The organism is Acinetobacter sp. YH12226, from assembly GCF_013417805.1.
Classification (GTDB): Bacteria; Pseudomonadota; Gammaproteobacteria; order Pseudomonadales; family Moraxellaceae; genus Acinetobacter.
The window spans coordinates 184696-199157 of the sequence record NZ_VPDG01000001.1; the positions used below are offsets into that span (position 1 = coordinate 184696).

The 14462-nt window shown below is 43.8% G+C and carries 8 protein-coding genes; 2 read left to right on the top strand and 6 right to left on the bottom strand.

All coding sequences use genetic code 11. From position 1 onward, the window contains the following. Nucleotides 1–156: 156 nt before the first annotated feature. Complete coding sequence (ttcA, locus tag FTV08_RS00895) at nucleotides 157–1083, bottom strand: tRNA 2-thiocytidine(32) synthetase TtcA (RefSeq protein ID WP_044109423.1); 927 nt, start codon at nucleotides 1081–1083, stop codon at nucleotides 157–159. Between the two features lie 499 nt (nucleotides 1084–1582). On the opposite strand from ttcA, the gene FTV08_RS00900 reads away from it, so the two are divergent. Together FTV08_RS00900 and htpX are read left to right on the top strand one after the other, a co-directional pair. Continuing rightward, nucleotides 1583–2455: a lytic transglycosylase domain-containing protein gene (locus FTV08_RS00900; RefSeq protein ID WP_180037120.1), complete on the top strand. Its 873-nt coding sequence runs from the start codon at nucleotides 1583–1585 to the stop codon at nucleotides 2453–2455. Nucleotides 2456–2631: 176 nt separating this feature from the next. Further along, entirely contained in the window at nucleotides 2632–3537 is a 906-nt protein-coding gene (gene htpX / locus FTV08_RS00905) for a protease HtpX (protein ID WP_004280540.1), read from the top strand. A gap of 82 nt (nucleotides 3538–3619) precedes the next feature. Here the strand turns inward: htpX and FTV08_RS00910 are convergent, their stop codons facing one another. From FTV08_RS00910 to FTV08_RS00930, 5 genes are all read right to left on the bottom strand, one after another. Then, complete coding sequence (locus tag FTV08_RS00910; RefSeq protein WP_180086280.1) at nucleotides 3620–4201, bottom strand: DUF4112 domain-containing protein; 582 nt, start codon at nucleotides 4199–4201, stop codon at nucleotides 3620–3622. A 74-nt stretch (nucleotides 4202–4275) separates the two neighbouring features. Next, on the bottom strand, nucleotides 4276–5616 hold the full coding sequence (gene mgtE / locus FTV08_RS00915; RefSeq protein ID WP_180086282.1) for a magnesium transporter: 1341 nt from the start codon (nucleotides 5614–5616) through the stop codon (nucleotides 4276–4278). Nucleotides 5617–5778: 162 nt separating this feature from the next. Beyond that, a complete protein-coding gene (locus FTV08_RS00920) occupies nucleotides 5779–8907 on the bottom strand; it encodes an efflux RND transporter permease subunit (protein ID WP_180086284.1) in 3129 nt (1042 codons plus the stop codon). Nucleotides 8908–9079: 172 nt separating this feature from the next. Beyond that, nucleotides 9080–12175: a multidrug efflux RND transporter permease subunit gene (locus FTV08_RS00925; RefSeq protein ID WP_180086286.1), complete on the bottom strand. Its 3096-nt coding sequence runs from the start codon at nucleotides 12173–12175 to the stop codon at nucleotides 9080–9082. A gap of 257 nt (nucleotides 12176–12432) precedes the next feature. Continuing rightward, nucleotides 12433–14034 carry an isocitrate lyase gene (locus FTV08_RS00930; protein WP_004280550.1) on the bottom strand — a complete coding sequence of 534 codons (1602 nt, stop codon included), beginning with the start codon at nucleotides 14032–14034 and terminating at the stop codon, nucleotides 12433–12435. Nucleotides 14035–14462: the final 428 nt, after the last annotated feature.

Sequence of the window (14462 nt, forward strand, 5' to 3'; positions counted from 1 at the left end):
CATGTTGAAGCTATTATGCTTGTGCTTTGTTATATCATGATCATTAGCGCAAAGGCTAACGAATTTTGTACGCGCCGTTCAATTTTTGTAGTTCTATTTTTATTTATGTTTATAAGCAGACATCAACCCGCGGGCTGATGTCTACACGTTCTAAAATTACTCTGCAGCAAAGCCCAGATTGACCATATTGATCCGGCGGTTCTCGCCTTCCACCGCTTCTTCAGTTGAATCACCACCTTTGAAGTCGAATTCACGCTGGCTATCCAGAACTTCAAAATCAAATAATTCACGATCGACTAGCTGTGATGGCGAAACATTTTGCAATGCGCCAAAAATGCTGTGCAGACGTTTTGGATGTGCTTTATCCCAATCACGTAACATGTCATTGATAATTGCGCGCTGCAGGTTGTCCTGAGAGCCACATAAATTACATGGAATAATTGGAAATTGACGCATTTCTGCATATTTAATGATGTCTTTTTCTTCCACATAGGCCAGTGGACGAATCAGAATGTTCTTTTTGTCTGAAGACAACAGTTTTGGTGGCATAGCTTTCAAGCTGCCGCCATGGAACAGGTTTAGGAAGAAAGTCGCCAGGATATCATCACGATGATGGCCTAAGGCAACCTTGGTCGCACCAATTTCCTGCGCAAAACCGTATAAAGAACCACGACGCAAACGCGAACAGACTGCACAGTAGGTTTTACCTTCAGGCGTCAACTTTTTGGTGATGCTGTAGGTGTCTTTTTCCAAAATGTAATACGGAATGTTATTTTCTTCTAAATAACGCGGTAATACATCTTCCGGGAAGCCTGGCTGTTTCTGGTCCAGATTCACAGCCACTACATCGAAATTGATCGGTGCGATGCGCTTGAACTGTAGCAGGATATCCAACAGGGTATAACTGTCTTTACCACCAGAAATACACACCATGACCTTATCGCCTTCTTCAATCATCTTGAAGTCACGAATGGCATGTCCGACCTGGCGGCGAAGCTTCTTCAACAAACGGTAGTAGGCTGAGCTTGTTGGCAGTTCAGGTTTGAAATTAAATCCTTGTTCGGACTCAACTGGCGAGTACATAGACGAGATTAACCCATAAAAAAAATACCGCGCAATTTTAGCCGATTCGGACCGCTATCGCATCAAAAGAATTTATTTTCATGAAAATGTCTTATTAGTTTCATTTTCATGTTTTATTTAGATTGATATATTGAACGATTGCGTTCATTTTTTAGTCAAGATGCTTATCTTTTGGACTTTTCCACAGTTGTCCACAAAAGCTGTGGATAACTTTGTGGATTGAAACAGACTTGACAACTTGTCCGGCTCAAAAGATAAGGCTTTTCTTTGAATTGATCATTTTTTGATCAATTTAATTATTTATAAAAATCAATTAGTTAACCCTGTCAAGCCTAAGGTTTTAAATTAAATCATATTTTTTTTTCTATCGCTAAAATGTAAAAAATGACTTGCATTTACAAACTCGTTTATAAATGCAGCGCACAAGTCTTTTCATTCCGTAATTTTTTGTTAAACTCTTTATTAAATTTTTCTCGCTTGTGTTTACTTAATATAAACAATGAAAATAAATGTGCATGTTTTGGGGCGTTATGGGATCAGTGGTTTGCTATTGGCAAGCTGTTGTCATTTTGCTTATGCTGGTCAAACGATCTATCAATTACGCGACAGTAATGGCAGTACTTTATTGACCAATAAGAAAAGTCGCTATAATCACCTGCAGGTAGAAAAGAAAACTTATTATCCCGACAGCAATATTCATAGTTATAGTAACTGGGGCTCGAGTGAAGCTTCCGTGTTACCTAGCTATAGTAAAAATAAAAATGCCTATGACTCGATCATCCGTCAGGCAGCACAAACCTATGGCGTGTCTGAAGGCTTGATTAAAGCTGTGATGCATACCGAATCCGGTTTTAATGTACAGGCACGCTCTCCAGTCGGTGCACAGGGCCTAATGCAACTCATGCCGGCGACTGCCCGTCGTTTTAATGTCAGCAACGCTTATGACCCGCAGCAGAATATTATGGCAGGTGCCAAATATCTGGCCTGGTTATTGAAACGTTTTAATGGCAACACCACCTTGGCACTGGCAGGCTATAATGCCGGTGAAGGTAATGTTGCCAAATATAAGGGTGTGCCACCGTTTCGTGAAACTCAGGACTATGTCCGTCGTGTCAGCAGCCGTTATCAGAACTTATATGCTCAGGGAATTGGCAATACTAGTTCTACCTATACAGCATCTTCTGGTACTGGCCGTGTGATTGCCAGTTCTGACAATTATTCGATTGAAACCACCACAGCTTCCAATATTCAGGCTGCCAAGTATCAGCGTCAGATCATTGCTCAAGCGGATGGCAGTTTCACCGATGCACCGGCAGGCTCATATGCCACCGCGAATGCGTCAGCATCTGCAAAAATATATTTAAGTGAATAACTCCTAAACAGCTTTGTTTTTAAAGACCTATGTTTCAATTTGCACAAAAAATATCCTGTTTTTTTTGTAGCCAAATGCTATTTTTTCCTTGAATTCTTCTCGATTTCACCGCATATTGATTTCAATGATTTACATTTAATAATCAGATTATTTTTCTGTAATAAGAGGATTTCTCAATGATGCGGATTGGTTTGTTCTTGCTAACCAACCTCGCGGTACTGGTTGTAGCTGGCATTATCTTGTCACTCTTCGGTGTCGGTAGTTACCATGGCGCAGGTGGCTTGAATCTAGGCAACCTGTTGGTCATCTGTTTTGTGTTCGGTATGGTCGGCTCAATGATTTCCCTGTTCATGTCTAAATGGATGGCGAAAAAGACCACGGGTACTGAACTGATTGACCCGAATGCACCTCGTAACCAAGCTGAAGCCTGGTTGCTCCAAGAAGTTGCACAACTTTCTCAGCGTGCAGGCATTAAAATGCCGGAAGTGGGTATTTTCCCCTCTTACCAGTCGAATGCCTTTGCCACCGGCTGGAACAAAAATGATGCTCTCGTTGCGGTATCAACTGGCTTGCTTGAGCGTATGAACAAAGACGAACTTCGTGCAGTATTAGCGCATGAGATTGGTCATGTCGCCAATGGTGACATGGTCACTCTGGCACTAATCCAAGGTGTTGTGAACGCCTTCGTGATGTTCTTCGCACGTGTCGCAGGTGATTTTATTGACCGCAATGTCTTTGGTCGTGAAGAAGGTGAAGCCCCGGGTATTGCCTATTTCGTGATTACTATTGTGCTGGATATCGTGTTCGGTATCTTGGCATCGTCGATTGTGATGTGGTTCTCTCGTCACCGTGAATACCGTGCTGATGAAGCAGGTGCACGTCTGGCAGGTAAACAAGCCATGATTTCAGCATTACTGCGCTTACAGGCAGAATCTGAAATGCCAGATGCCATGCCGAAAGAAATGAAAGCATTTGCGATTTCTGCGGGTAAAGAAGAAGGCTTTAGCCTTGCTGCATTGTTCCAGACGCATCCAAGCATCGAACAACGTGTCGCTGCATTGCAACAACTTGATTGTGCTTAAGTAAAACTTTATTTTTGATTCAAAAAAAGCCTGCTAATTGCAGGCTTTTTTTATTGGATTCAATTATTCTTTAGCTGACCTATCATTGGCTGAACCATTGATACAGCGCCATAGCACCCCACCCGATCGCGAAGACAAATACAATCAGGAATAAAGTACCTAAAATATCGGGGATATGAATCCAGATCCAGGCCACCACGGGATTGCGCCAGAATGCAGATTGCTGTTGTTTGCGCTCCAGACTTTCATGCAAAAATGGATGCACCACATGCCGGTCACTGCTAATCTGATATTCCTCACGAATATGCAAGTGCACGACATCGAGTGCCTTGCGACTGGGCCGGATAAAAATATCAAAGACCGTGCCCGCCACCGGAATAAATCCTACTACCGCATCGATCGCCGCCATCTTCATCACTGGATTGAGTTTGGCACTCGGCACCCCGATCTGTTTGGCCTTATGAATGGCATAACAGGTCAATATAAAACCGGCAATATCTCCCGCAACCGGAATCGTACTCAAAGCCGCGTCTGCCCCTACTCCTTGCTTGGTAAACGGAATACGTACTACGGAATCCATTATATTGGCAAACTTGGCCAGATCACGTTCCAGACGTATCACCTCTTGTTGGCTTAGTTTTGGTTTTTGTCCAGGCTCAGGCATAGGTTATTCCAGAAATGATGCTGATTTTCTTGAGCATAAAGTATTTTTTCTACGCTGATGTATCAATCTGTGAATTAAAACAATAATTTGGAAGCAACGAATAAATACAGAATCACACCGGTAGCATCGCAGATAGAAGTCACCAACGGCGCCGAAGCACTGGCAGGATCAAGTTTGAGTTTATTTAAAATAAAAGGCAGACTCATGCCGATCAGGCAGCCCATCAACACAATCCCGAGCATGCTGATGGCCAGCACCACAGCTACCATAATATCTCCCCGAATATAACCCAGAATGGATACCGCAATCGCCATAGTGCCGCCTAAGCATAGCGCCACCAGAGATTCACGACTGAGCAGGTTAAACCAGTCCTTAAACTCGACATTGCCTGTGGCCAAGGCACGCACCATCAAGGTGGCTGATTGCGAACCGGCATTCCCGCCACTGCCCACCAAAAGTGGCAAGAAAAATACCAGCACGATATGTGCGGCAATGATCTCTTCAAAGTGTGCAATCCCGACTCCAGAGAGCAGACTGCCAAAAACCAGAATGACCAACCAAAAGACCCGCTTCTGATACAGGGTCAAAATCGGGGCAGTTTTAAGGCTCAACTCAGTCAACGGGGTTACTGCACCCGACTTTAAAATATCTTCAGTGGTTTCGGCTTCGACAATATCCATAGCATCGTCATAAGTAACAATTCCTAAGAGTTTTTGCTGTGCATCAACCACAGGCAGAGCAATAAAATCATAATAGGCCAAGGCTCGAGCTACAATTTCCTGATCATCTGTTACCTGAGCAGAAATCACTTCGCGTTGCATTACCTCGGCAATGCTCAGCTCAGGTAAGGCCTGTATGATCTGCCTTAGGGAAATCACACCGATCAGCCGTTCTTCTGCATCGACAATATAAATCAGATACAGGGTTTCCTGCCCGGCGGCCACTACACGTAAAGCCTGTATCGCTTCACCCATGGTTAAATCGGGTGAGAGCGTCACAAAACGTGAGCTCATCATGGCACCCGCTGTACCTTCCGGATAGATGGCCAGATCTTTGAGTGTCTGCTGGGATTCTTCAGATAATGCGCTCATCAATTGCAGCTGTAGCGGCGGCGAAAACTGCTTATAAATATCGACAAAATCATCAGAAGGCATTGCATCCAGAATGGGAACAAGTTCTGAAATAGATAAGTGCTGTGCCACGTTTAACTGCTGCCCTAGGGGCATAAAAGCATAGACCAAGCTTGGTTCATTCAGTTCCCTTAAAATTCGGGCCTGTTGCCGAGCATCTAAACGACTTAAAATGCGCGCCTGATCGGCGACATTCAGCTGACTGAGTAAACCTACAGCAATGTTGTGATTTTCAGAATGCAATTGTTGTTGGATATGCTGGATTTTTTCTGAAATTGTCGGCATAAGCAGCTCATTATAAAAGTCTGGCATTCAAGAGAGGTTTGTCCTGATCCCTATGTATCCTAATTTTTCATGTGAATAATTTTAATGATCATGCTGCAATATGACGATATTTTTTGTATAAATCAATTCCTCGATATTTAGCCAGAAAAAAGCCTGACTGAGTCAGGCTTGTTCACTTTCTAAAGATGGATGCTCTATCACCACTGATTGAGAAACCGTTTTTTTAATCATGAGACTACGGATCAATACATACATAAAGGGAATAAACAGCAGTACCAGGACAGTAGCAAATAGCACCCCACCAAAAACACTACTGCCAATCTCCTGCCGGCTGATTGCACTGACGCCCGTGGCAAACATCAAAGGCAATACACCCGCTGCAAATGCAATGGAAGTCATGACAATAGGACGCAAGCGTAAGCCCGCAGCCATTATCGCGGCCTGAACCGGAGTATGACCTGCCCGCTCTGCTTGTGCAGCAAACTCTACAATCAAAATTGCATTTTTACAGGACAGACCGATAGTCGTCAGCAAGGCGATATGAAAGTAAATATCGTTTGCAAAACCGAACCAGGCACAGAATAGAATACTCCCTCCCACGCCCAGAGGAATCGCGGTCAACCCCACAGCAGGAATCGCCCAGCTTTCATAGAGTGCCGTTAAACATAAGAAAATAAAGGCAATCGAAATTAGATACAAGAAAATAGCTTGCCCACTGCTGCGTTTTTCTTCTAGTGCGGCTCCACTCCAGGCCAAATTTACTCCGTCTTGTTCATCGACTAAAGCTTCGATATCTTGCATGGTTTGACTCGAAAATTGATCTTTGGGAATACCTGCATACACAGGCACGGCGTTATAGCCCATATAACGGTTTATACTATTCGGTCCACCTTGCCAATTCAGCGTAGTGAATTGATTAAACGATAACATTTCGCCTTTGCTATTACGGACATGCCAATGTGCCAAATCTTCAGGTTTAGAACGGAACTCCGCTTCGCCTTGCATGATGACCCGTTTGATTTGTCCACGATCAATAAAGTCATTGATATAGGTACCACTCCAAGCCGCAGCCAACGTACTGTTAAAACTTTGCTGAGGTACGGCATATTTGAGTAAACGTTCTATATCCAGTTTAATATTCAGCTCGGCACTTTCTTTGGGTACATCAAGTTGTAAATATTCAATCGATGATTTTGCTTTGGCACGGGTTTCAATCTCAGAGAAGGATTGCTGTAAAAACTCGCTACCCCTTGAATCTAGATCTTGTAACCAGAAGTCGACCACACGTCCATTACTTGACATAGAAGGCGCCATAAAGAAAATCTGGGCATTGGCATGATTGGCAAAGTGCTTTTGTGCACGATCTACAATGGCAAAGACGGTATCTTCAGGATTTTTACGCGCTGCCCAGTCCTTTAATACGACAAAAAGCTGACCACGATAAGGCCCAACTCCAACATTGTTTCCACTATACCAAATCCCAATGCTCTGGATGCGCTCAGATTCATGCTGCATTAAATAGTCTTGGACTTCACGCCCGACTTTTTCTATCTCAGAACGTGGTGCATTGCCCGGCATCACAATTTGACCCATGACAAAGCCCATATCTTCCGTTGGCATCAGCCCTTCGGGCAAGGTTTTATAAAGCCAGCCAAAGCCCAAAACACATATACTAAATAAAGCCAGCATCGTCATTTTAAACTGCATGCTACGTGCAGAAAGCTTTTGGTAACGCATGGTGAGTTTCTCCATGCCACGATTAAAACGCTGTGCCCATTTCGGTTGATGTGGTTGACGCTTTAGCAGTTGCGCTGCAAATGTAGGGGTGATGATGAGTGCCACCAATAAAGAAAGTAGCATTGCCACGACCAACGTGATGGAAAACTGACGATAGATGACTCCTGTCATACTGCCAAAAAATGCCATGGGAATAAATACAGCAGTTAAGACCAACGTAATCCCGATCAACGCACCGCTAATTTCCTTCATTGACTTTAAAGCTGCAGCCTGAGCATACAGATGTTCTTCATGCATCAAACGTTCAATGTTTTCCACTACTACAATGGCATCATCGACTAACAGACCAATCGCCAAAATCAGGGCAAACAAGGTAAAACTGTTCAAGCTCATTCCCAATACATACAGCACTGCAAATGTGGCTAAAACTACAATCGGAATGGTGACTGCAGGAATAATAGTGGCGCGCCAGTTTTGCAGGAAGATAAACATCACCAAAACCACCAGTACCATCGCTTCGACTAACGTTTTCGCGACTTGTTCAATTGAACTGGTAATAAATGGGGTTCTGTCCATGGTCATACGCAATTGATAATGTGCAGGCAAATTGGCTTGGGCATTTTTCAATACCGTTTGCATCTGCTCTGAAACCGCAATCGCATTACTCCGTGGTGCCAATTGAATCGATAATGCAGCGGATAAATGACCGTTGGTATAATTTAAATGGTTATAACTTTCTGCCCCTAACTCAACACGCGCGACATCTTTCAAGTACAGCACTGAACCTGAATCTGTTGTTTTCACAATAATTTTTTCAAATTCATCAATGCTACTTAAACGTGATCCTGCACTGACCTTGGCATTCATGTATTGATCTTGTGCTGTCGGTAATCCACCAATAGAACCAGACACAAGTGGTGCATTTTGTGCCTCGACTGCATTGCGAATATCACTCGGCATCAGATTAAATTGGCGTAGTTTATGTGGATTGAGCCAAATGCGCATCGCATAGCCTGCGCCATAAAGCTCCCCCTCACCCATCCCGTCAATACGGGAAAAACGCGGTTCGACATGCACCATTAAATAGTCAGCAAGCTCTGTAGGTGTCGCCTTCCCTGATTCGTCATATAAACTCAGTAATGCAAATTGATCATAACCTTGTTTATAAACAGCCACTCCATTTTGCTGGGTTTCTTCAGGCAATCGACTTAGCACACCATTGACCGCATTTTGCACTTGCAACAGTGCCTGATCGAGATCTACTCCTTGCTCAAACGACAGTGTCAGATTTGCACGTCCCACGCTACTGTTGGACTGAAAGCTTTCCAAACCTTCAATGCCTTTCACCGCTTGTTCTAAAATTTGCGTGACCGATCGCTCAACGGTTTCCGCAGATGCACCACGATACCCCGCAGAAACCCCTAACGCAGGTGCATCCATATTCGGCATATGCTCAATCGGAATTTTTTGCAGTGCAAAAATTCCTAATACCATCATGATAATGGCGATCACGGCTGCAAATTTAGGTCGATAAATAAAAAAGCGTGACAACATGAATAAAAATCCCCATCAGATGCATTCTCACGACGCATTCTTCTATGAATAGATGATTTCTATAGCAATTTTCACACCATACTGCAGACTCAACCAGCCATTGGATTAATCTTAAGGATAAAAAAATCCCCGTATAAACGAGGATTTTTTAGCTCTAGAGTTTTCCTTTGTTTTAAGCACGCGATTTTTTGATGATAAGTCGACGAATTAAAACATACATAAATGGAATAAAAATCAGCACCAGCAAAGTTCCAAAAATAACACCACCAAATACACTTACGCCAATTTCCTGACGACTCACCGCACCTGCGCCTGTAGCAAAGACCAGCGGTAAAATCCCTGCGCCAAAAGCCAAAGAAGTCATCAAAATTGGACGTAGGCGTAAAGAGGCACCTTCTAGTGCCGCTTCTACTACCGATTTTCCTTGTTGCTGCGCTAACGAAGCAAACTCCACAATCAGAATGGCATTCTTACAGGACAGACCGATGGTGGTTAGCAAGGCAATCTGGAAATAGATATCATTCGGGAAACCAGCCAGATAACTGAAAATAATATTGCCGCCAATTCCGAGTGGAATAGCTGACATCACGGCGGTTGGAATGCTCCAGCTTTCATATAAAGCTGCCAGGCAGAGAAAAATAAAGCCAATTGAAATCAGATACAGCCAGATCGCCTGATTATTGGACTGTTTTTCCTCGAAAGAAAGACCGCTCCAGACCACATCCACCCCTTCCTGCTCGGCAATTAAAGCTTCCACATCTTGCATGGCCTGGCCGGAACTGCTGTCTTTGGCCCGATCGGCTTCCATTTGCAATGCGGTATACCCCATAAAGCGGTTGACCACTTCAGGACCACCACTCCAGCCCACTTGCGAGAAGTTACTGAAAGGCACCATCTGATTTTGGTCATTTCGTACATGCCACTGTGCCAGATCTTCCGGCTTAGAGCGGAATTCAGCATCACCCTGCATAATCACCCGTTTAATCCGGCCGCGATCAATAAAGTCATTGATATAACTGCCGCCCCAAGCACTGGATAAAGTACTGTTGATTGCCGATTGAGTCAGGCCGTTGGCCATGGCCTGTTTCTGATCAATATTGACACGTAGTTCTGCTTTGTCAGGATTAGAACGCTTGCCCAGATTTTCAAAGCTTGTATAGTTGCCCGCCCGAGCTTCCAGCGCTTTAAATTGCTGTTCCAGATATTGCCGGCCATTGCCATTGATATCTCGAATCCAGAAATCCAGACCATCGGTTTGTCCCAGACCATTGACTGAAGCTGGCATGGACACATTAATTTGTGCATTGCGATTACTCTGGAAATGCTTCAAAGCCCGTTCACGAATCGATTGTGCAGTATTGTCCTGACCGGAACGCTCATCCCAATGTTTCAACGCTACAAAACCGGTCGCGAGGTTCTGACCAGTTCCAGAGAAATTTCGCCCATAACGGATCATCACCAGATTGACATTAGCTTGTTCCTGATCCAGAAAATACTTACGGACTTCTTCACCGATCTGAATGGTATTTTTCATCGGAGCGCCTTCCTGCAATTTGATTTGCAAGCTTAAGATCCCCTGATCCTCACTCGGTAAGAAACTGGTCGGCAAGGCACGATAGAACAGCGCAAACACACCGATCAATCCGGCAAACAGCAGCAAACAGATTGCCTGACGCTGAATCGTGAGTTTAGACAAATTCAGATAACGATGTTTTAAATGATCCAGTTTCTGGTTAAACCAGGACGCCCATTTTGCCGGTTTAGGATTCGGTTTTAGAATAAGCGCGCACAATGCTGGCGTTAGAATCAATGCCACCATTAAGGACAGCGACATGGCCGCAACCAAAGTGATAGAAAATTGGCGATAGATCACGCCAGTCGAACCACCAAAGAAAGCCATCGGAATAAAGACTGCGGTCAAAACCAGAGTAATTCCGATCAGTGCTCCACTAATTTCCTGCATGGATTCCAGGGCAGCGTCTTTGGCGGACAGTTGCTTTTCATGCATCAATCGTTCAACGTTTTCCACCACAACAATCGCATCATCCACCAACAGACCGATCGCCAGAACCAGCGCAAATAAGGTTAAGGTGTTGATACTCATACCCAGTGCATACAGCACCGCCATGGTACCCAAAATCACTACCGGAACAGTCACGGTAGGAATCAAGGTGGCACGCCAGTTCTGCAAGAAAATGAACATCACAATGATGACCAAAATCACGGCTTCGATCAGGGTTTTGACCACTTCTTTAATTGATTCTTGTACAAAAGGCGTATTATCACGTGGATAGGCAATTTTATAGCCTTCAGGCAATTGCTGGGAAATACGGGCAATTTCAGCTTTAATCAGATTAGAGGTGGCAATGGCATTGGCACCTGACGCCAGCGAAATACCAAGACCTGCCGATGGATAACCATTATTGGTACTATAAGACTGATAATTTTCAGCACCCAGTTCTACCCGCGCAATATCTTTCAAATAAATAAAGCTGCCGGCACGATCCGATTTGACAATAATATTCTGGAATTCTTCCACGGTTTTTAGCCGTGAACCCGAAGTAACTTTGGCATTCAGGTATTGCTCGTCTATGGCGGGAAGATCACCAATCGCACCAGCAGCGACCTGAGTATTCTGGGCTTCAATCGCAGCACGCACATCGCTTGGCATCAAGTTATATTGTTTTAATTTTACCGGATTCAGCCAGATCCGCATCGCATATTGTGAACCAAAAACATCAACCTCACCAATGCCTTCAATCCGGGAAATGTCCTGTTCCAGATGGGTCATCAGATAGTCGGAAAGTTCAATATTGTTGCTGCGCCCCGATTCATCATACAGGCTGATCACCATATGGGTATCACCGAGCGATTTAAAGACATTAACGCCTTGGCGTTGTACATCTTCCGGTAATCGGTTTAGTACCCCATTAATCGCATTTTGTACCTGAACCTGTGCGGTATCTGGGTCGGTGCCATTTTCAAAGCTAATACTGACCCGGCTGCGCCCTGAAGAATCACTACTCGAACTGAAATACAGCAGATGATCAATGCCTTTGATTTGCTGTTCCAGCACTTGAGTCACACTTTCTTCCACAGTTTCCGCAGAAGCACCGCTATAAGTTGCTGCCACCGTTATCCTTGGCGGGGCAATGTCCGGATAACGTTCCACTGGCAGGTTCATCACTGCGAACAAGCCGATTGCCATGACAACAATCGCCAGTACCCCAGCAAAGATCGGGCGGTGGATAAAAAATTTAGACAGCATAAGTCCGGGTCACTTTTAATTAAATAGGGGTAAATTGATGCAGAACATAAGCATGCTATATCCAAATATTCAGTGACATAGCACTAGAATGCAAGAATTAAACACATAAAAACTGCGATAAAAACCAATCATGGAGAAATTATGGATAATCCCTCTTGAGCACGTTCTTGAGATTGCTCTTCCCTATTTATCAATAGCATTTTTCCAAACAAAAAACCCTGCAGATGCAGGGTTTTTTGGTGAATCAATTGAGCGAATTAAGCGCTGAACTGGTTCATTGTGTTTTTAGAATCATCACCAGCTTTCAATGCATTGTCACCAGCGAAGATTTCTTTGTGGTCATCACCGATGTCAGAACCAGCCATTGCTTGGTGTTTAACACATGCGATACCGCCGCGGATTTCTTTACGTTGTACGCCAGCAACATAAGCCAACATACCTTCAGTACCGAAGTAACCTTGAGCAAGCTCATGAGTAGAAAGCGCAGCTGTGTGGTAAGTCGGAAGTGTGATCAAGTGATGGAACACACCAGCTTCACGCGCAGCGTCTGCTTGGAAGGTACGAACTTTTTCGTCAGCTTCAGCAGCCAGTTCAGTTGCATCGTACTCAGCGCTCATTAACTTAGCACGGTCGTAAGCAGAAACGTCTTTACCTTCAGCAACCCAACGGTCATACGCTTGTTGACGGAAGTTTAAAGTCCAGTTGAACGAAGGCGAGTTGTTATAAACAAGTTTCGCATTTGGAACTGTTTCACGTACACGGTTAACCATGTGAGCGATTTCAGCAACGTTAGGCGTCGCAGTTTCGATCCAAAGAAGGTCAGCACCATTTTGTAGGCTAGTTACACAGTCAAGTACAACGCGGTCAATTTGAGTGCCTTCACGGAACTGGTATAGACCAGAAGCAAGACGTTTAGGACGGTGAAGTTTACCATCACGCTTGATCAGGATTTCGTCTTCTTGCGCTTCTGAAATGTCAATTTCAGTTGTGTCTAAGTAGCTGATGTATTGAGAAGCGATGTCGCCTGGCTCTTTAACCACTGGGATTTTTTGAGTCAAGTCAGCACCTTCAGAGTCAGTACGTGCAACGATGATACCGTCGTCAAGACCCATTTCCAGGAATGCATAACGAAGCGCGTGGATTTTCGCGATGAAGTCTTCGTGTGGAACTGTTACTTTACCAGCTTGGTGACCACATTGTTTCGCGTCAGAAACCTGGTTTTCGATTTGTAGTGCACAAGCACCCGCTTCGATCATTTTCTTAGCAAGTAAGTAAGTCGCTTCTTCGTTACCGAAACCAGCGTCGATGTCCGCAATAATTGGCACAACGTGAGTTTGGAAGTTGTCGATTTGTGAAGTGATTTCAGCTGCTTTAGCAGTGTCGCCCGCTTCTTGTGCTTTTTTAAGTGCACGGAACAAGTCGTTTAATTCTTTCGCATCAGCTTGACGTAAGAAAGTGTAGATTTCTTCGATCAATGCAGGAACAGAAGTTTTTTCGTGCATAGATTGGTCAGGAAGTGGACCGAATTCTGAACGAAGCGCTGCAACCATCCAACCAGAAAGGTAGATGTAGCGACGTTCAGTTGTACCGAAGTATTTTTTGTTCGCAATCATTTTTTGTTGCGCGATGAAACCGTGCCAGCAACCTAGTGATTGAGTGTATTTGCTAGAGTCTGCATCATAAGCAGCCATATCACGACGCATAATTGCCGCTGTATATTTCGCAATGTCTAAACCAGTTTTGAAACGGTTTTGAAGTTGCATACGCGCAGCATCTTCAGGACTGATGTCTGCCCAAGTGTTACCGAATTTCGCTTTTAATTCGCGGATTGCATCAATCGCTGTTTGGTATGTAGTCATGATATATTCCTGTAATAATATTAGGATTTTTCTGCAACGAACCGCTCAAATCACACCCTCAATGACTTGTTCAGATTTTCGACGATCCGTTGGGATAGCTAAAGATTAGTGGGCTTATGAAAATTAATCCAATAGTCTGCAAGAATCTTCAGTATTTATTTAAAAAATGAGTAGATCAAAGTCTTAGTACAATCTTGATAGATTATATTAAGATTATGTTTTATATATATTTATTTAAAAATAAAAATGGATAAAATTTCCACGTGTTGCTTAAAAATAATTCATTAGACTTAAGTCTGGATATGGGGTTTATGCCCTTTTATCTTTAAAAAATACTGATCTTTGATGATTTATTCAACTTGATGAATTCTCGATTTAGTGTACTTTTCACTCAAATACTGAACGTAAGAACAGCCTTTCTCATGTTC

Excerpts from the sequence above, each read along its gene's own strand:
- ttcA (WP_044109423.1), bottom strand. The coding sequence starts at position 1,083 with ATGTACTCGCCAGTTGAGTCCGAACAAGGATTTAATTTCAAACCTGAA.
- FTV08_RS00900 (WP_180037120.1), top strand. The coding sequence starts at position 1,583 with ATGAAAATAAATGTGCATGTTTTGGGGCGTTATGGGATCAGTGGTTTG.
- htpX (WP_004280540.1), top strand. The coding sequence starts at position 2,632 with ATGATGCGGATTGGTTTGTTCTTGCTAACCAACCTCGCGGTACTGGTT.
- FTV08_RS00910 (WP_180086280.1), bottom strand. The coding sequence starts at position 4,201 with ATGCCTGAGCCTGGACAAAAACCAAAACTAAGCCAACAAGAGGTGATA.
- mgtE (WP_180086282.1), bottom strand. The coding sequence starts at position 5,616 with ATGCCGACAATTTCAGAAAAAATCCAGCATATCCAACAACAATTGCAT.
- FTV08_RS00920 (WP_180086284.1), bottom strand. The coding sequence starts at position 8,907 with ATGTTGTCACGCTTTTTTATTTATCGACCTAAATTTGCAGCCGTGATC.
- FTV08_RS00925 (WP_180086286.1), bottom strand. The coding sequence starts at position 12,175 with ATGCTGTCTAAATTTTTTATCCACCGCCCGATCTTTGCTGGGGTACTG.
- FTV08_RS00930 (WP_004280550.1), bottom strand. The coding sequence starts at position 14,034 with ATGACTACATACCAAACAGCGATTGATGCAATCCGCGAATTAAAAGCG.